The organism is Actinoplanes sp. NPDC026623, from assembly GCF_040638275.1.
In the GTDB taxonomy this organism is placed as follows: domain Bacteria; phylum Actinomycetota; class Actinomycetes; order Mycobacteriales; family Micromonosporaceae; genus Actinoplanes.
In genome coordinates this window covers 1-18635 of the sequence record NZ_JBEZXZ010000087.1, presented here as the reverse complement: position 1 = coordinate 18635, position 18635 = coordinate 1, and the positions used below count along the sequence as shown (strand labels likewise).

Below are 18635 nucleotides of genomic sequence, written 5' to 3'. Positions count from 1 at the left end.
GCCGGGGAGTTGACCAGCAGGCGATTCGCGCGCTGGACAATCAAGTCTGATCAATGGGGGACGCGGCGTGGGACGACCGGAACGACCCATCGACCCGGAGGCCGGGCCACTCCCCCGGTTCGCCTTCGACCTGCGGCACCTGCGCGAGAAGGCCGGGTCGCCCAGCTACCGGCAGCTGGCCCGGCAGGCTCACTACTCGGCCACGGCGCTGTCCGAGGCCGCCGGCGCGCTGCAGTTGCCGTCGCTCGCGGTGACGCTGGCATACGTACGGGCCTGCGACGGAGATCCGGTCGAGCGGGAGCGGCGGTGGCGCGAGGTCGCCGCGGCGCACGAGGACGGGTGCGAGGACCGGCCGTCGCCGTACCTCGGGCTGGCCGCGTTCCAGCCGGCGGACGCGGACCGGTTCTTCGGCCGGGAGTCGCTCGTCGCCGAACTGGTCGACCGGCTCGGCCGGCAGCGGCTGATCGTCCTGTTCGGACCGTCCGGGAGCGGCAAGTCGTCCATCGAGGAGGTCTTCACCATGTGCGACGACGCCGGCGAGCGGCGCGCGTTCGTCGAGGCGCTCGTCGCGGCGGCGGAGTCCACCCGCGTCGTCGTCGCCGCCCGCGCCGACTTCCTCGGGCACTGCGCCGAGTTCCCCGGGTTGGTGCTCGCGCTGCGCGACGCGCAGTTCCTGGTCGGCCCGATGCAGGCGGACGAGCTGCGGCAGGCGATCGAGGGCCCCGCCGCCCGGCACGGGCTGAGGGTCGACAACGACATGGTCGCCGCCGCGCTGGCGGACGTGCGGGGCCAGCCGGGCGCGCTGCCCCTGCTCTCACACGCCCTGCTGGAGACCTGGCACCGGCGGGAGAAGAACCGGCTGACGCTCGCCGGCTACCAGGCCAGCGGCGGGGTGCACGGCGCGATCGCGGCCACCGCCGAGCGGGCCTTCGCCGAGCTCACCGCCGAGGGCCGGTCGGTGGCCCGCAGCCTCCTGCTGCGCCTCGTGCAGCTCAACGACGACGCCTGCGACGTGCGCCGCCGCGCCGCCCTCTCCGAGGTGCTCGGCATGGGCCGGTCGGCCGAGACCGCCCGGGTGCTGGACCGGCTGGCCACCGCGCGCCTCGTGGTCGTCACCGACGATAGCGTCGAGCTCGGGCACGAGGCCGTCGCCCGGGCCTGGCCCCGGCTCCAGCGGTGGATCGCCGAGGACCGGCAGGCGCTGCGCGTGCACCGCCAGCTCACGATCGCCGCCGGGGCGTGGGAGGCGGTGGGGCGCGACCCCGGTGCGCTGTACCGCGGCGTGCAACTGGCCGCGGTGCGCGACCTCGCCGGGCGCGCCGACTGGGTCGTCTCCTCGAGCGCGGTGGAGCGGCAGTTCGTGCGGGCCGGCGCCGAGGCGGAGGCGGCGGCGCACGGAGTCGCGCTACGGCAGGCCGCCGGATGAAGCTGCTCGCCCAGTCGCTCGCCGCCCTGCTCCTGGTCTGCGCGGTCGTCGCCTCGTCGCGGTGGTGCAGCGCAGATCGGCGCTCCGGGAGCGGGAGATCGCCCGGTCGCGCCAGCTCGCGGTCGCGGCGCAGGATCTGAGCGCGTCGTCGCCGGACGAGGCCGGCGACCTGGCGGTGTCCGCGTACCGCACGGCGGACACCGCGGAGGCTCGCGGCGCGCTGCTCAGCACCGCCGCGTACAAGCCGGCCCGGGAGGTCTTCCGGGAGCACCGCGGGCAGGTGCGCGCGGTCGCGTTCGACGACGGCGGCGGCCTGCTCGCCTCGGCCGGGGACGACGGGACGGTGCTGCTGCGCGGCGTGTCCGACGGGGCGCGGGCGGTGCCGCTGGACCGCGACGGCGGCGGCGTGCGCGCCCTCGCGTTCCAGCCGGGGCATCCGCTGCTCGCCTCGGCCGGCGAGGACCGGCAGATCGTCCTGTGGGACGTGCGGACCCGGACGGTCGTCCGCGTGCTGCCGGTGCCGCACGGGCGGGTCAACGCCGTCACCTTCAGCGCCGACGGCGCCGTGCTGGCCGCCGGGTCACAGGACGGCACCGTCACCGTGTGGGACACCGCGCGGTGGCGCGAGATCGCCCGGCCGCCCCGCCGGGTGGGCGAGGTCCACGACGTGGCGTTCAGCGGGACCGCGGACCTGCTCGCGGTGGCCGGCGCAACCGGGGTGCTGCTGGCCGACCGGGTGCGGGGCGGCAACCGGCTGTTCCGCGACCACGACGGCGCCGTTCTCACCGTGGCGCTCAGCCGGGACGGGCACACGCTCGCCAGCGGCGGCGACGATCAGCAGGTCGCGCTCAGGGACCTGACCGGCGACGCCGCGCCGGCCTTCCTGCGCCGGCACGTCTCGCCGGTGCGCCACGTCGAGTTCACCGCCGACGGGACGCGCCTGCTCTCGGCCGGCGCCGACGGCAGCATCCGCTGGTGGTCGGCGCCCGGCGGCGGGTACCTGACGGCCGTCGCCAGCCGCACCGAGCCGTTCTTCGCCGCCGCGCTGAGCCCGGACGGCGAGCGGCTCGCCGCCGTCGGCGACGAGAGCGTCAGCCTCTGGCGAAAGGCGACACCGTCCTTCACCGGTCACACCCGCCCGCCGGACGCCCTCGCGTTCAGCGCGGACGGCGATCTGCTCGCCACCGGCGGATCGGACAGCACCATCGTGCTGTGGAATCGCGACGGGCGAGCGCGGCGGGTGATCGAGACGCGTACCCCGGTGACCGCGCTGGCCTTCCGGCCGGACGGGACGCTGGTCGCCGGCGACCTCGGCGGCGTCATCACGCTGTGGGACGCCGGCACGGGTACGGCGACCCGGACGCTGGCCACGCACCGGGGCGCCGTCGCCGGCCTCTCGGTCGATCCATCGGGCCGCCTCGTCGTGTCCGGCGGGCGGGATCACCGGGTGATGCTCACCGACCTCGCCGGCGGTGCCGCCGCCCGGGTACTGCCCGTCGGCCATCGCGGTCCGGTGAACGCCGTCGCCTTCGACGGAACCGGACAACTCGTCGCCTCGGGCGGCGCGGACGGCCGGGTGGCGATCTGGGACGTCGGCCACGACCGCCCGCTCGGGCCGCTCGTCGACGGCGGAACCGCGATCAAGTCCGTGACGTTCAGCACCCGCGGACCGCTGCTGGTGACCGGCGACGCCGCCGGCGACGTCGTGCTGTGGAACAGCGCGGACCGGACCCGGACCGGCACCCTGCACAGCCACGGCGCGAGCAGGTCCGTGGCGATCAGCACGGACGGGAGGTCGCTGGCCGTGGCCGGCAGCGACAGCCTGGTCACCGTGTGGCGGATCGACGGCGGACGGCCGGTGGCCGCGCTCGCCGGGCACACCGGTCCGGTCAACGCCGTCGCGTTCGCACCGGGCGGGCGGGACGTGCTGGCGTCGGCCGGCCCGGACCCCCGCATCGTGCTGTGGGACCTCGATCCGGCCGTGGTGACCGCCCGGCTCTGTAGTGGATGTCACTGACAGTAGGGTCTCAGACCGGTCGTCGGATCCAGTTGGAGATCGATGCGGGATACCGGATGAGATCCAGATCTGTCAGGATGGCCTCCTCCAAAACACACCGCCATTGTTCGATCGACTTGACAGGCAACATTTCGAGCCTCAGCCGCGTCTTGTCTGGTACGGCCACGGATGGCGCCGACCGGGACCCCTCGATTGTGAGAGCAATGATTCAGCGACGCAAGGTCATCATCGGCGCACTCGGCGTGGCCACGGCCGCGATGGCCGCCGGGTGCTCGTCCCACGGTTCGGCGAGCGGCGCCACCGCCTGGGTCGAGCCGGTGGCGAACGATGGTCCCGCCGCCGCGCCGGTTCAGCTGACCGTGACGCCGGAGAGCGGGGCCAAGGGCGTGTCGCCGGCGAAGCCGATCGTCGTCGCGGCCGCGGGCGGCAAGCTGCAGTCGGTGACCGTCACCAGCGGCAAGACGAAGATCGCCGGCTCCGTGCAGGCCGACGGGACCTGGCGCTCGACCGACGACCTCGCCTACGGCAAGACCTACGAGGTGGTCACGACCGCCACCGACAGCCTCGGCACGGCCAGCGAGCACACCTCCACCTTCAGCACGGTCAAGCCGGACAACCTGGCGAGGATCACCTTCCAGGCAAACGGGATGAGCTCCCTCAAGACCGGCCACGCCTACGGCGCCGGGCAGCCGGTGATCATCGCGTTCAGCCGGTCCGTCAACAAGGCCGCGGCCGAGAAGGCCATCGAGATCACCACCTCGCCCGCCGTCGAGGGCAAGTTCTACTGGTCCAACAGCAGGACCGTGCACTGGCGGCCGGAGAAATACTGGACCGCCGGCACGACCGTCAAGGTCAAGGTCGACGCGTTCGGCGTCAAGCTCGGCAAGACGGTGTACGGGGCGAAGAACGCGTCGACCCACTTCAAGGTCGAGCGTCAACTGGTCGCGATCAGCGACAACCGTTCGCACCTGACGAAGGTCTACATCGACGGCAAGCTCGTGCGCACCATGCGCAGCAGCCTCGGCAAGGGCGGCTCCACCACCGGCCAGAACGGCGAGAAGATCAGCTACTGGACGACCGGCGGCCCCCACGTCGTGCTCTCCAAGGAGCGGGTGCACAGCATGAGCTCCGCCAGCTACGGCATCACCGACCCCAAGGACCCGAACTTCTACGGGGCCGAGGACATCGAATACTGCACGCGCATCAGCAACTCCGGCGAGTTCCTGCACGCCGCACCGTGGAACCGCTCGCTGGGCCGGGCCAACCTGTCGCACGGCTGCGTCAACCTCAGCACGGCCGACGCCAAGTGGGTCTACCAGAACTTCCACATCGGCGACATCGTCGACGTCAAGCACAGCCCGAGGCCGCTCGCGATCTGGAACGGGCTCGGCGACTGGACGGTCCCGTTCGCCAAGTACGGCGACTGATCCCCCGGCGGTCAGGAAACCCGCCAGGTGCGGAGCTTGTCCGGGTTGCGCACCGCCCAGATGTGCGTGATCCGGTCGTTGTCGGAGATCTCGAAGGCGAACACCGTGTCGGTCCGGCCCTCGGACTCGAACACCAGGCCGGGCAGCCCGTTGACCGTACGCTCGAGGATCCTCCGGGGCGGCGCGAGCCGCGCGATCGTCTCGTAGAGGCGGGCGATCCGCTCGGCGCCCTCGATCGGCAGCAGGTGCGCGATGACGCGGCCGCCGCCGTCGGAGACCGCGACGGCGTCCGGGTCGAGCAGGCCGATCAGGGCCTCGATGTCCTGCGCCTCCCAGGCCGCCTTGAAGCGCCGGACGACGCTCGCCTGCCGGGCCGGGTCCGGGCTCGTCTCGGCCCGCGCGGCGGCGACGCGGCGGCGGGCCGAGGACGCCAGCTGACGACACGCCGCCGGGCTGCGGCCGACGATCTCGGACACCTCGGCGAACGGGTATCGGAAGACGTCGTGCAGCACGAACGCGACGCGCTCGGCCGGGGTCATCGACTCGAACACCACCAGCAGGGCCATGGTCACCGACTCGTCGAGGGTGATCCGGTCGGCGGGGTCCACGCCGGCACCACCCGCCGCGCCGGCGTGCCATTCGGCCGGGGCGGGCAGCGGCTCCGGGATCCACTCGCCGACGTAGACCTCGCGCCGGGCGCGCGCCGAGCCGAGCAGGTTCAGGCAGAGGCGGCTGGCCACCGTCGTCAGCCAGGCGCCCGGGGACCCGATGGACTCCTGCTCCGCCCGTGACATCGCGTACCAGCGGGTGTAGGTCTCCTGCACGACGTCCTCCGCGTCGGCCAGCGAGCCGAGCAGCCGGTACGCGAGGTTGAGCAGTTGCCGCCGCTCGCCCATGATCGCGCCCAGTTCGCTGTCCCGTTCCGACGGGGTACCCATACGCCCCTCCGGCCTCCTCGTTCGCGTGCCTTCTCCAGTACGACAGATCAGCGCCGCGGATTGTGAGGTCCGCGGCCGCACCTCACATTCGGCGGGGCTGCCTTGTCGTACCGGTGAAGACCAGCAATTCACCCACAGGACAGGAAGCCCCGCATGAACGACTTCCAGGAGATCGCCGACCGCGTCGAGATCGAGGCGCTGCGCGGCGAGTTCACCGACGCGGCGATGATGCGCGACCACGACAGCACCCCGCTGGCGGGCTCGGCGCCCGGCACCGGGGCGGCCGGTGACTTCGCCGCGCCGGCGTCCGCCGAGCGGCTGGACCGGGCGGTCGCGGCGCTGCGGGCCAACGGTTTCACCGCCGAACTGCTCGACGACGCCGCGGCGGCCCGCGCCCGGGTCAGGGACCTGATCCCGGCGGGCGCGAGCGTGTTCACCGGGGCCAGCGAGACCCTTCGGCTCTCCGGCATCGAGGCGGACATCGAGGCGGGCGACCGCTGTCAGGCCCTCCGGCCGCAGGTGCTGAGGATGGACCGCGCCACCGAGTCCGGCCGGATCCGCCGGCTGGTGGCCACCCCGGACGTCTTCGTCGCCAGCGTCACGGCGGTCACCGAGACCGGCTCGCTCGTCATCGCCTCGGGCAGCGGCAGCCAGTTGCCGGCCGCCGGCGGCGGCGCCGGGACGGCGATCTGGGTGGTCGGGGCGCAGAAGGTGGTGCCCGACCTGGACACCGCCATGCGCCGGCTCGAGGAGCACGCCCTGCCGCTCGAGTCGGCCCGCGCCCAGGAGGTCTACGGCCGGCCGAGCGCGGTCAACCGCCTGCTCGTCCTCAACGCCGAGACCCAGCCCGGGCGCGGCATCGTCCTGCTGCTGCGCGAGGCCATCGGCTACTGACGGGGGCTCAGAAGTAGGTGTCCTCGTCGGCCTTGCGGTAGTCGTGGATCTCGTCGAGCCGGCCGGTCGCGGCGAGGGTCACCCAGGCCGGGTTGCCGAGCAGGATGCGCCCGAGGGCGACCAGCTCGAAGTCGCCCGCGCCGTGGCTGGCCGAGCGGCTGCGCTCGGAACTGGGCCGGATCGAGCACCAGATCGACCACCTGAACCAGGCCCGCGGCATCCTGGCCGGCCTGGTCGAGCAGTACGCCGGCTGACCCGGCCTACCGGGGCACCGCGCGGAACCACGCCTCCCGGTCCTCCGGATCCGGCCCGCGGCGGGGCAGCGCCGGCGGGTCCTCGCCGGTGATCGCCGCGTAGTGGTCGAAGCGGGTGCTCAGCACGGCCTCGCCGCCGGTGAGGTCCGGCAGGGCGGCGTTGACCTGCGGTATCCGCGAGGACGGCAGGACGCCGCTCACCTCGAGGTACCCGCCCGCGGCTGCGGTGTCGTGGACCACCGCGCCCAGCCGGCCGAGCAGCGCCATCACCGTGTCCACCGTGTGGTGCGGGAAGTTGACGTCGAACCGCTCGATCGGCTGGCATACCCGGCTGCCGGCCTCGCGCAGCGCCGCGGCCACCACCACCGGGGCCAGGTTGCGGAAGTCCGCCGCCACGGACGAGATCGACTTGTCGAACTTCTGGTGTGGCCTGCTCTGCCGCGGCCAGTACTGCGAGGACGTCATGGTGACCGTGCAGTCGGTGACCGGCCAGCCGTGCCGGCCCTGCCGCAGCGCGGCCCGCACGCCCTCCTCCGTGGCCGCGACGAACGCCGGCGGCAGCCGGCCGGGCTCGATGCCCGCTCGGAACTCGATACCGTGCCCGACCGGGGCCGCGTCGATGCGCAGCCCGACGCCGGCCAGGTACGGGTTGCCGCGCTGGTTCACCCGGTCCTCGGCGGCTCCGGTGCCGGCGACCCGCTCGATGCAGGCCGTCAGGGTGCCGGAGAACCGCACCCGGACGCCGTACCGGTCCTCGAGCAGCGCGGCGAGCACCTCCTTCTGGACCTCGCCGTGCAGCCGGACCACCGCCTGCTCCTGCCGCTCGTCGAGCCGCAGGTCGACAAGCGGATCCTCGTCGGCCAGCTCGGTGAGGCCGGCGAACATCGCCAGGCGCTGTGCGGGCTCGACGGGCTCGACGAGCGCCTGCCTGGTCGCCGGCGGGAAGCGGTAGGCGTGCCGCCGCGGCGGGTCGCCGACGTGCTGGCCGACCCGGGCCGACAGGCCGCGCACGGCCGCGATCTGCCCGGCGGACGCCGACGGGCGCACCAGGACGCCGGCGGGCTCGGTGACGGCGATCTGGGTCACCGTCTGCGGCCGGGCGCCGGCGAGCTGCACCCGGTCGCGCACCCGCAGCCGCCCGGACCACAACCGCAGCCAGGCCCGCCGGCCGTGGCCGTCGCGGTCGACGGCGAAGACCGTGCCGGCCAGCGGACCGGGCCGTTCCTCGCCGCGGGGCAGCAGCTCGGCGAGGAGGTGGCACAGCTGCCGCACCCCGGCACCGGTGATCGCCGAGCCGCACGCCACCGGGACGAGTTCGGCGCGGCGCACCGCGTGCCGGATCGCGCGGCGCACGTCGCGGACGCGGGCCGGCTCGCCGGTCAGCCAGCGCGCCGCCACCGCGTCGTCGACCTCCGCGACCGCCTCCACCAACGGCTCGGCGTCGAGGCGGAGCGCCCGTACCCGGGCTTCGCGGCCGCCCTGACCGGCGACGGCGGTGAGCAGGACCGGGTTTGCCGCGAGCCGCCGCCGGATCTGGGTCAGCACCCGGTCGACGTCGGCGCCGCCGCGGTCCACCTTGTTCACGAAGAACACCGTCGGCACGCCGATGCGGCGCAGCGCACGCCAGATGGCGACGGTCTGCGGCTGCACGCCCTCCACACCGGACACCACCAGCACGGCGGCGTCCAGCACGGCCAGCGAACGCTCGACCTCCGCGATGAAATCGGGGTGGCCCGGCGTGTCCAGCAGGTTGATGGTCAGGTCGCCGATCGCGATGGACGTGACGGCCGCCCGGATGGTGATGCCGCGCCGGCGCTCCAGCTCCATGGAGTCGGTACGCGTCGTGCCGGCGTCGACGCTCCCGGGCCGGGACACGGCACCGGCCTCGTAGAGCAGGCGCTCGGTCAGGCTGGTCTTTCCGGCGTCAACATGGGCGACGATTCCGAGGTTCAACAAGGGCAAGGCGGAACTCCACGGTAGGACGGTCAAGGGCCCGAAGCGTGGAAGCTGCTCGCATTGTCACTCCTGGTCGTGTGGTGGCCAGTCTCCAGAACTACCAGCCCGCCGAACCGTCCGCCACCGGATTACGAAGCGATACCCGGTTGATTACGCCGCCGGACATAAGCCGCAGGAAGCACCGAGGGTTCCCTACCGCGGGGTAGCGCAAGGGTTTCCCCCATTTTCGATCACCACCATCGATGCCTATCGTCTCCTTCAACGTGAGCCCGCCCACCCCCCTGGGCGGGGAAGGAGTACGTCGTGAAACGTCGAACCCCCCTGATCATCGCGCTGACGGCCGGAACCGCGGCCGCGGCCGCCGTGGTCGCGGTAACCGGACCCGTCACCGCTCAGCCCGCGGATCCGGCCGCGCAGGCCAGCCTCGCCGCGACCAAGGCCGACGCGCTGGTCGCGAGCCGGCCGGCGGCGCTGCAGGCGAGCCAGCACGACACCTTCCAGCAGGGGAAGGTGATCTCCTCAGCCGGGATGCAGTACGTCCCCTACACCCGCAGCTACAAGGGACTGCCCGTCATCGGCGGCGACTTCGTCGTGCAGACCGACTCGTCCGGGCGGACCACCTACACCTCGGTCGCGCAGTCGAGCCCGATCGGCGAGCTGTCGACCACGGCGAAGCTGTCCAGCACCGATGCGACGGCGATCGCCAAGCAGCAGCTCACGTCGGTGAAGAGCGTCGAGGGCACCAAGCTGGTCGTGGTGGCCCCCGAGGGCAGGACTGCGGCGCTGGCCTGGGAGTCCACGGTCAACGGTGTCGGCGCCGAGGGCGTCAGCCGGCTGACCGTCGACGTGGACGCGGCCTCCGGCAAGGTGCTGCGCACCTACGAGCACGTCACCGACGTCGCGGGCACCGGCAGCGGCTGGATCAACGGGTCGGTGTCGATCAACACGACGCTGTCGGGGTCGACCTACTCGATGAAGGACCCGTCGCAGACGACCCTGACCTGTCAGGACGCCTCGACCAACACGACGTTCTCCGGCAGCGACAACGCCTGGGGCACCGGAGTGGGCACCAGCAAGGAGACCGGCTGCGTCGACGCGTTCTACGTGGCGCAGCAGCAGACCGCGATGCTGTCGAGCTGGCTCGGGCGTAGCGGGCAGAACGGCAGCGGCGGCGCGTGGCCGATCCGGGTCGGCCTGAACGACCAGAACGCGTACTACGACGGCAACCAGGTCCAGATCGGCAAGAACACCGCCGGCCAGTGGATCTCCTCCGCGGACGTGGTCGGCCACGAGCTGGGTCACGGCATCGACGACAACACGCCGGGCGGCATCTCCAACGGCAACACCCAGGAGTTCGTCGCGGACACCTTCGGCGCGGCCACCGAGTTCTACGCGAACAACCCGAACGACGCGCCGGACTACCAGGTCGGCGAAGAGGTCAACCTGGTCGGCAGCGGCCCGATCCGTTACATGTACAACCCGTCGCTTGCCGGAGACGACAACTGCTACTCCAGCAGCACCCCCTCCGACGAGGTGCACGCGGCGGCCGGCCCCGGCAACCACTGGTTCTACCTGCTCGCGCAGGGCACCAGCGGCAACGGCCAGCCCGCCAGCACCACCTGCAACAGCACCACGGTGACCGGGCTGGGCATCCAGAAGGCCATCAAGATCATGTACAACGCGATGCTGCTGAAGACCTCCAGCTCGTCGTACCTGAAGTACCGCACCTGGACGCTGACCGCGGCGAAGTCGCTCTACCCGGGCAGCTGCACCGAGTTCAACACGGTCAAGGCGGCCTGGACCGCCGTCAGCGTGCCGGCCCAGTCGGCGGACCCGACCTGCACCGGCTCCACCACGCCGCCGACCACCCCGCCCACCACCCCGCCGACCGGCACCGCCTGCACCGGCACCAACGGCACCGATGTCACGGTTCCGGACGCCGGTGCGGCCGTCTACAGCGACATCGCGATCAGCGGCTGCGCCCGCGCCGCCTCGTCGACCTCGACGATCGCGGTGAACATCGTCCACACCTACCGCGGTGACCTGCAGGTCGACCTGGTGGCACCGGACGGCACGGTCTACAACCTGAAGGCGACCTCGACCAGCGACAGCGCGGACAACGTGAGCACCACGTACACCAAGAACCTGTCGAGCGAGACCACCGCCAACGGCACGTGGCGGCTGAAGGTGCAGGACAAGTACTCGGCCGACACCGGCTACATCAACACCTGGACCCTCACCGTCTGATCATTCTGCGACGCGGATCCAACTGACAGAGGGCCGGCTGCGAAAGCGCCGGCCCTCTGCGTGGATGCGCCACTGACCTGCAACCGGGTACGCCCGTGTCATGCACCCGTCGGCTGATGCCATTGGTCGAAGGTTGCGGGACGACCCGCAGCAGGTCGAGTCGAAGGACGGTCGGGTCATGTCAAGCCGTTGGCTGCGCGTCTACCTGGTCGTCGCCGTGGTCGCCGTGCTCGGCTCCCTGGCCGTACCCGACGGCGGCCCGGCACAGACCGGGTGGCAGATCGCCTGTGGCTGGATCGGCGCCGCGGGCATCATCATCGGCATACGGCGCAACCGGCCCGCCGTGTCCGCGCCGTGGTGGCTGTTCGCGATCGCGGTGGCCGGCAACTCCACCGGCATCCTGATCGAGGCGATCCTCGCCCGCATCCAGGCGGACCCCGGCTTCCCCTCGTTGGCCGACGCCGCCTACCTGTCGTTCTACCCGGCCGCGGCGGCCGGACTGATCCTGCTGATCCACCGCCGCACGGCACGCCGGGACTGGTCCAGCCTGGTCGACGCCAGCACCCTGACCACCGGGATGGGGCTGCTCGCCTGGATCTTCATGGTGAAGCCCGCCGCGATGGACGAGTCGATCGGCCTGATCGGCCACATCGTCAGCGTCGCCTACCCGGTCGGCGACATCGTGCTGCTCGCCATGACCATCCGGCTGGTGCTCAGCGGCAGCGGCCGCAACGGCTCCTTCCGGCTCATGTGCGCCGCGCTTGTCTGCTTCCTCGGCGGCGACACCATCTGGGCCGTCATCAACCAGCTGGTCTGGGAGCCCGGGCCCATGCCGCACAAACTGCTCAGCGCCGTGTTCCTCGGCGGCTACCTGCTGTTCGGCGCGGCCGCCCTGCACCCCGACGTCCGCTCGCTCGGCCGCATCGCCGCGCCCCGGCCCATGCGGTTCAGCCGGTCGTTGCTCCTGCTGCTGACGCTCACCTCGCTGATCGGGCCCGCGCTGCTGCTCATGCAGACGCTGCAGCACCAGGTCACCGACGGGCTGGCCATCGCGATCGGTTGCACCGCCCTGTTCCTGCTGGTCGTGACCCGGATGTCGCAGGTGCTGACCCAGCTGGACCTGCAGAGCGAACGGGTGCGGGATCTCGCCGTCACCGACGAACTGACGGGCCTGCCCAACCGGCGCGCCTGGAACATCGAGCTCCCCCGCACCATCGAGCGGGTCCGGCGCACCGGCGCCCCGATGTCCGTGGCCATCATCGACATCGACCATTTCAAGCTCTTCAACGACGCGTACGGGCACCCCGCCGGCGACCGCATGCTCAAGGAGGCCGCCGCGGCCTGGCAGGAGCAGCTGCGAACCGTCGACCACCTGGCCCGCTACGGCGGCGAGGAGTTCGTCGTGCTGCTGCCCGACGCGACCACCGCGCAGGCCTGCGAGGTGGTCGACCGGATGCGGCTGGCCACGCCGCTGGGGCAGACCTTCTCGGCCGGCGTGGCCACCTGGGACGGCACCGAGACCTCGGACGAGCTGACCAGCCGCGCCGACGTCGCCCTGTACCGGGCGAAGAGCGAGGGCCGCAACCGGATCGCCGAGGCCGGCCCGGAAATGGCACCGGCCTGACCCCGGCCTGACCCCGGCGTGGTCACGTCACCGGCATGTCCCTGCGGCGCAGCCCGGCGAGCCCGGCCGCTCCCAGGCCGGCGGCCAGGACGGTGAGCCACAGGACCGGCGCGGCGGTGAACGCGGCGCCGGGCAGCTTCGGCACGTGCGCGAACGGGGTGAGGTCGACGATCCACTGGTTCAGCCCGAACAGCGCGCCGAACTCGACGAGCAGGACCGACAGGATGAGCGCGGCCCAGGTCAGCGAGGCGTGCCGCGGCGCCAGGCCGATCAGGGTGACGCCGAATCCGGCCAGCACCCAGGTGGCCGGCAACTGCACCAGCGCGGCGCCGAGCAGCCGCCCGACCTGCCCGCCGACGTCGCCGACCTGCGCGCCGTACGCGAGGCCGCCCGCGACGCCCGCCACGGCCATCAGCAGCACCGTCCCGAGCACGGCGAACGCCAGGTGGCTCGCCGCCCAGCGCAGCCGGCCGACGCGCGTGGCCAGCAGCATCTCGACCCGCCCGCTGCTCTCCTCCTGGCGCAGCCGCAGCGTCGCCTGCACCGTGTAGGCGCCGGCGACCATGCCGGTGATGCCGAAGATCGCGGCGAGGAACGCGTCGGTGAGGCCGTTGTTGCCGCCCATCCGGGTCAGGACGTCGGTGAGCTGCTGGTTCGGCGATTTCATGTTCCCGATGCCGGCGGCGGCGCCGCCCATGACCGCCCCGGTCAGCGCCAGCGCGACGGTCCAGCCGAGGAGCAGGCCGCGGTGCAGCCGCCAGGCCAGCGCGAGCGGGCTGCGCAGGGCGGGAGACGCCCCGACGGGACCGGGCCGCTCCGCCAGCAGGCCGGCGCCGACGTCCCGGCGATTCACCAGCGCGTAGCCGGCCCAGGCGAACAGGGCCGAGGCCCCGGCGAACAGCGCGGCCACCCACCACTGCTCATCCGCGTACGGGTGCAGGTGCAGCGCCCAGCCGGTGGGCGACAGCCAGCTCAGCCAGGTCGGCCCGGTGTCGCCGACGGCGCGCAGCAGGTAGGTGCCGCCGAGGACGGCGCCGGCGATGCCGGTGGCCGCCCGGGCGCTCTGGGTGAGCTGCGCGGCCGTCGCCGCGATCGCCGCGAACAGCATCCCGACCAGTCCGGTCGCGAGGCCGAACGCCACCGAACCGGCGGCCGGCAGCCCGGTCGCCATCAGCCCGAGCGCGATGAGTACCGCGATGGTCACGTTCGCCAGCGCGGTGACCAGCAGGGCGGCGGTGAGCGGCGCGTGCCGCCCGATCACCGTGGCGCGCAGGAGCTCGAGCCGGCCGGTCTCCTCCTCGGTGCGGGTGTGCCGCACGACGGTCAGCAGGCTCATCAGCGCGATCAGGATGAACTCGGTCACGCCGATCTTCCACGCGGTCAGCGCGCCGATCGACACCGCGGTGAGCGGGCCGCTCAGCGCGACCAGCGACGGGTTGGTGAGGACGTCGCTCACCGCGCGCAGGTCCGCCTCGGTCGGGTAGAGCTTGAAGTAGTTGGCCGCCGTGCCCATCGGCATCACCGAGAGCCCGAGCACCCACACGGTCAGCCGGACCCGGTCGAGCCGCAGCGCCAGCCGCGCCAGGGCGAGGGTGCCGGTCAACGAGTTCACCGGGACACCCCCGTCCGGTGCTTCGCGTCGGGCTGCGCCCGGTCGTAGTGGCGCAGGAAGAGCTCCTCGAGGGTCGGCGGCTGGCTGGTCAGGCTCCGCACGCCCACCGCGGTGAGCTGTCGCAGCACCGCGTCGAGCTCGGCGGTGTCCACATCGAAGCGCAGGGTGCCGTTGTGCGACCGGAGGTCGTGCACGCCGGGCATGGCGTCGAGGCCGGTCGCCGGCCCGGCGAGGTCGACCTGGATCGAGGTGCGGGTCAGGTGCCGCATGCCGGCGAGCGTGCCGGTCTCCACCGCCCGCCCGTCGCGGATGATGGTCACCCGGTCGCAGAGCGCCTCGACCTCGGCGAGGATGTGGCTGGAGAGCAGGACGGTGCGCCCGTCGCGCCCCTGCTCCTCGCGGATCACCTGGCGGAAGACCTCCTCCATCAGCGGGTCGAGGCCGGAGGTCGGCTCGTCGAGCAGGAGCAGGTCCACGTCGGAGGCGAGGGCGGCGATGAGCGCGACCTTCTGCCGGTTGCCCTTCGAGTAGGTCCGGGCCTTCTTGCTCGGGTCGAGGTCGAAGCGCTCCAGCAACTCGGCTCGGCGCCGGGTGTCGAGGCCGCCACGCAGCCGGCCCAGCAGGTCGATCACCTCGCCGCCGGACAGGCCGGGCCACAGGGTGACGTCGCCGGGCACGTACGCCAGGCGGCGGTGCAGCTCCGCGGTGTCGCGCCACGGGTCGCCGCCGAGCAGCCGGGCGGTGCCCGAGTCGGCGCGCAGCAGCCCGAGCAGGACCCGGATGGTGGTGGACTTCCCCGCGCCGTTGGGGCCGAGGAAGCCGTGCACCTCCCCGGCCTGCACCACTAGATCGAGCCCGTCGAGCGCACGCGTGCTCCCGAACGTCTTGACCAGCGCGTCTGCGCGGATCGCCTCGGTCATGATCCTCATGCTCCTTCGGCCCCGGGGTCGTCCCCGGCGGCGGTAGGTGTTTCGGTGGATTGCAGCGGCTCCATCGCCCGGCGCGCCTGGGCGGCGAACTCGGGGTCGAGCAGCGGATGTGAGTAGAAGTCGGCGAGCGCGCCGGCCATGCGCACGTGCCCGCCGGCGGTGAAGATGTCGACGCCCAGGGCGCGGGACACGTGGTCGTGCATCGCGAGGATCCCGGACTGCATGCCGACGAGCACCGCCGCGAACCCCCGGTAGTCCGTGGTGACGTCCGGCGCGTTCTTGCCGATCCACTGCTCCGTCAGCAGCACCATGTCGTCGAACAGCGCCGCGGCGCGGGGCGAGCCGTCGAGCAGCGCCCGGGTGACGTACCGGTAGAAGAGCAGGATCGTGGGGTGGACCGACGGCAGGAAGCCCGGGCTGGCCATTTTGTTCTCGAGGAGGAGCTCCTCCTTGATCTGCACGAGCCGGTCCAGCACGTAGCCGTCGCACGCCTCCCGCAGTGCCTCCTTGGACCCGAAGTGGTGCCGGAGCAGGCCCGGTGACACGCCTGCGGCCTGAGCGATGTCGCGGACCGTCGTGCCGCCGGTGCCGCCCTCCGCGAACAGCCGGATCGCGGCGTCCCTGATCCGGGCCCGCGCCGTCAGGTCCTCGAACACGGGATCTCCCATGATCCGCCTCCTACTCAAGCGTATAGCCGACTGTACGCCTGTATAGCGTCCACGCAAGGGGCTCTTTATGCGTGCGGTGTCCGATTCGTCGCCGCACGCTCACCCGTACGGGATGGCCCGCGGGAGCGCCGGGCCGGGCACCGTGGACGAATGACGGCCACTGAGTCCGAGCAGGTAATCGCAGTAACCCTCGTGCCGGAGGCGGAACAGCCCGCCCCGCTCCGGTGGCGCGACGTCGCGGTGGGCGCGGCCTACCAGGCCGAGGAGTCCGCCGCGGGGCTCGTCGCCGAGCTGCGCCGGGTCGCGGCCCGGCGCCGGCGCTGGATCGCCGAACTCGCCGAGCGCGGTGCGGCCGAACGGACCCTGGGCCGCAAGCGGGCGACCGAGGCGGCACACTCCGCGGTCACCACCGTCGCCACGCTGCCGGTGGTGGACTGGTTCGTCGACGCCCAGCTCGAGCGCGTGCTGCGCCCGCTGGTCAGCGGGATCCTCGACGACGTGCTGAAACTCCTGGAACAGGAGCCGGATCGGATCCAGGCGCTCATCCAGGGCCAGCGCGAGACCATGGTGGATGAACTGGTCGGCCGGATCCGCACCGGCGCCGCCGCCGGCGACTCGGCGGTCGACCGGCTGACCTTCCGGATCTTCCATCGCGGCCCCCGCCCGGCGCCGGCCCCGCCGTTCGTCGACGGCATATGACCGCTCCCGCCCCCCGCGAGTACGCCGGCGCGGTGAGCCGGTCGATCGCGTACGTGCTGGACGCCCTCATCGTCACGCTGCTCTTCACCGGCGGCGCCGCGATCGCGAGCATGATCGCCTCGTTCATCGGCTCCCGGAGCCAGTACCTGGCGCACGCCGCCGCCGCGGCGTACCTGCTGTTCCTGCCGGCCCTGCTCGCGATCTACTGCGCGCTCTTCTGGGCGCTGGCCGGCCGGACACCCGGAATGGCGGTGCTCGGGCTGCGGGTGCTCGCCACCCGGGAACGGCCGCTGTCCTGGCTGTCGGCGCTGGTCCGCGCGCTGGTGCTCGCCTACTTCCCGGTCGGCGCCGTCTGGGCCCTGGTGGACGGCCGCCACCAGGCGATCCACGACAAGCTGGCCCGCACGGTGGTGGTCCGGGTGCCGACCCCCGCAAGGGGTTCCCCCGTTGCCGCCGATCGGGGCACCCGAGCATTCTGATCGATGTCAGCATCATCGATCGACGGGACCTCAGATGCTCTACAGACTGATGACCGGGGTACTCGCGGTCGCCGCGGGACTCGCGGTGCCGGCAACCCCGGCCACGGCGGCCGCCGCCGACTCCACGCGCACGCCGGCGACCCCGGCGTACACCCTGTCGCTCACCAGCGACGCCACCGGCGGCACCTGGACCGGGCGCGAGAGCGTGTCGTTCAGCAACCCGTCGGCCACCGCGCTGAGCGAGGTCTACCTGCGGCTGTGGGACAACTACCACGGCAGCTGCCCGTCGACCCCGGTCACCGTCAGCAACGTCACCGGCGGCACGGCCGGCGCGCTGCAGGTCGGCTGCACCGCCCTCAAGATCACCCTGCCCGCGCCCCTGCCCCAGGGCGGGACCGCCGCCATCGGGTTCGACCTGCGCATCGTCGTTCCCTCGGGCGTCGACCGGTTCGGCCACGACGGCAGCTACTACTTCATCGGCAACGCGCTGCCGGTGCTGGCCGTGCGCGACGGCGCGGGCTGGCACCTGGACCCGTACACCAACAACGGCGAGTCGTTCTACGCGCTGGCCAGTGACTACGACGTCACGCTCGACCACCCGAGCTCGATGCTGGTACCGGCGACGGGCACCTCGACCGACACGCCGGGCACGACCGGGCGCACCGTCACCCGCGCGACGGGCAAGAAGGTCCGCGAGTTCGCCTGGGGTGCCGGGCCGTTCAAGAAGATCAGCGGCCGGACGGCGGGCGGCGTGGCCGTCAACGTCTACTCGGTCGGCTCGATCAGTTCCAGCAGCGCCACCTCCATGCTGAACGTCGCCACCGCCTCCCTCGACGCGCACGCCGGCCGCTTCGGCGCCTACCCGTACGGCGAGGCCGACGTGGTGCTCGACAACGGATTCTGGTTCGGCGGCATGGAGTACCCGGGCTTCGTGCTGGACCTGGTGAACTCCACGGCGCTCGCGCACGAGCTGGCGCATCAGTGGTTCTACGGCATCGTCGGCGACGACGAGTACACGACGCCGTGGCTGGACGAGGGCTTCACCGACTACGCGACCGACCTGTACTTCAACAAGACCGGCTCGGGCTGCGGGATCACCTGGCAGTCGTCGGCCGAGAAGCTGACCAACTCGATGGCGTACTGGGACCAGCACTCCGGCCGCTACAGCACCGTCGTGTACGGCTACGGCAAGTGCACGCTGCACGACCTGCGCCGGCTGATCGGCACGACGGCGATGACCGGCCTGCTCAAGTCGTACGCCGCATCGCACTGGTACGGCGTCTCCACCGTCGCCGACTTCAAGGCCGCCGCGCAGGCCGCGGCGGGCTCGACCAGCCTGACCTCGTTCTGGGCGACGCACCGCGTCGAGGGCTGAGCGCCGGCCGGCGCTGAACGCCCGGTTCAGCGCCGGTGCCGGCCCGCGACGGCCGGGCCGGCGCACCGCGGGTCCGGGCCCGCGCGGCCG

Annotated in this window: 15 protein-coding genes; 9 read left to right on the top strand and 6 right to left on the bottom strand. The window is 72.6% G+C overall.

The window, feature by feature from the left end:
- Positions 1-67: 67 nt before the first annotated feature.
- The 3 genes from AB0F10_RS24330 to AB0F10_RS24320 all read left to right on the top strand — a co-directional run bounded on the left by AB0F10_RS24330 (position 68) and on the right by AB0F10_RS24320 (position 4870).
- Positions 68-1426 (top strand): hypothetical protein, encoded by a 1359-nt coding sequence (locus tag AB0F10_RS24330; RefSeq protein WP_360629192.1) that lies wholly within the window; start codon positions 68-70, stop codon positions 1424-1426.
- Between the two features lie 61 nt (positions 1427-1487).
- Complete coding sequence (locus AB0F10_RS24325; RefSeq protein ID WP_360629189.1) at positions 1488-3443, top strand: WD40 repeat domain-containing protein; 1956 nt, start codon at positions 1488-1490, stop codon at positions 3441-3443.
- 203 nt (positions 3444-3646) lie between these two features.
- Positions 3647-4870, top strand: a complete 1224-nt coding sequence (locus AB0F10_RS24320) for an Ig-like domain-containing protein (protein WP_360629186.1) — start codon at positions 3647-3649, stop codon at positions 4868-4870.
- Positions 4871-4881: 11 nt separating this feature from the next.
- Here the strand turns inward: AB0F10_RS24320 and sigJ are convergent, their stop codons facing one another.
- Positions 4882-5808 carry an RNA polymerase sigma factor SigJ gene (gene sigJ / locus AB0F10_RS24315; protein WP_360629183.1) on the bottom strand — a complete coding sequence of 309 codons (927 nt, stop codon included), beginning with the start codon at positions 5806-5808 and terminating at the stop codon, positions 4882-4884.
- A gap of 153 nt (positions 5809-5961) precedes the next feature.
- Between sigJ and AB0F10_RS24310 the strand changes: the two genes are divergently transcribed.
- Positions 5962-6702, top strand: coding sequence for an LUD domain-containing protein (locus AB0F10_RS24310; RefSeq protein ID WP_360629180.1), 741 nt, complete (start codon positions 5962-5964; stop codon positions 6700-6702).
- A gap of 7 nt (positions 6703-6709) precedes the next feature.
- On the opposite strand, the gene AB0F10_RS24305 is transcribed toward AB0F10_RS24310, so the two are convergent.
- Complete coding sequence (locus tag AB0F10_RS24305) at positions 6710-6922, bottom strand: hypothetical protein (RefSeq protein WP_360629177.1); 213 nt, start codon at positions 6920-6922, stop codon at positions 6710-6712.
- Positions 6923-6962: 40 nt separating this feature from the next.
- Positions 6963-8918: a translation factor GTPase family protein gene (locus AB0F10_RS24300; protein ID WP_360629174.1), complete on the bottom strand. Its 1956-nt coding sequence runs from the start codon at positions 8916-8918 to the stop codon at positions 6963-6965.
- 297 nt (positions 8919-9215) lie between these two features.
- Between AB0F10_RS24300 and AB0F10_RS24295 the strand changes: the two genes are divergently transcribed.
- Both AB0F10_RS24295 and AB0F10_RS24290 read left to right on the top strand, forming a co-directional pair.
- On the top strand, positions 9216-11159 hold the full coding sequence (locus AB0F10_RS24295) for a M4 family metallopeptidase (RefSeq protein WP_360629171.1): 1944 nt from the start codon (positions 9216-9218) through the stop codon (positions 11157-11159).
- A 178-nt stretch (positions 11160-11337) separates the two neighbouring features.
- Complete coding sequence (locus tag AB0F10_RS24290; RefSeq protein ID WP_360629168.1) at positions 11338-12783, top strand: GGDEF domain-containing protein; 1446 nt, start codon at positions 11338-11340, stop codon at positions 12781-12783.
- A 22-nt stretch (positions 12784-12805) separates the two neighbouring features.
- Here AB0F10_RS24290 and AB0F10_RS24285 read toward each other — a convergent pair whose 3' ends face one another.
- The 3 genes from AB0F10_RS24285 to AB0F10_RS24275 are packed head-to-tail and all read right to left on the bottom strand — an operon-like array spanning position 12806 to position 15992.
- Positions 12806-14395 (bottom strand): ABC transporter permease, encoded by a 1590-nt coding sequence (locus AB0F10_RS24285; protein WP_360629165.1) that lies wholly within the window; start codon positions 14393-14395, stop codon positions 12806-12808.
- Positions 14392-15315, bottom strand: a complete 924-nt coding sequence (locus AB0F10_RS24280; RefSeq protein WP_360629162.1) for an ABC transporter ATP-binding protein — start codon at positions 15313-15315, stop codon at positions 14392-14394. The genes AB0F10_RS24285 and AB0F10_RS24280 overlap by 4 nt, the downstream gene beginning before the upstream one ends.
- Before the next feature lie 5 nt (positions 15316-15320).
- Positions 15321-15992 (bottom strand): helix-turn-helix domain-containing protein, encoded by a 672-nt coding sequence (locus AB0F10_RS24275; RefSeq protein WP_360629160.1) that lies wholly within the window; start codon positions 15990-15992, stop codon positions 15321-15323.
- Positions 15993-16142: 150 nt separating this feature from the next.
- Between AB0F10_RS24275 and AB0F10_RS24270 the strand changes: the two genes are divergently transcribed.
- From AB0F10_RS24270 to AB0F10_RS24260, 3 genes are read left to right on the top strand one after another with little or no spacing between them, the layout of a single operon-like run.
- Positions 16143-16691: a hypothetical protein gene (locus tag AB0F10_RS24270; protein ID WP_360629157.1), complete on the top strand. Its 549-nt coding sequence runs from the start codon at positions 16143-16145 to the stop codon at positions 16689-16691.
- A complete protein-coding gene (locus AB0F10_RS24265; protein WP_360629154.1) occupies positions 16688-17170 on the top strand; it encodes an RDD family protein in 483 nt (160 codons plus the stop codon). Before AB0F10_RS24270 ends, AB0F10_RS24265 begins: the two co-directional genes overlap by 4 nt.
- Before the next feature lie 34 nt (positions 17171-17204).
- Entirely contained in the window at positions 17205-18545 is a 1341-nt protein-coding gene (locus tag AB0F10_RS24260; RefSeq protein ID WP_360629152.1) for a M1 family metallopeptidase, read from the top strand.
- Positions 18546-18635: the final 90 nt, after the last annotated feature.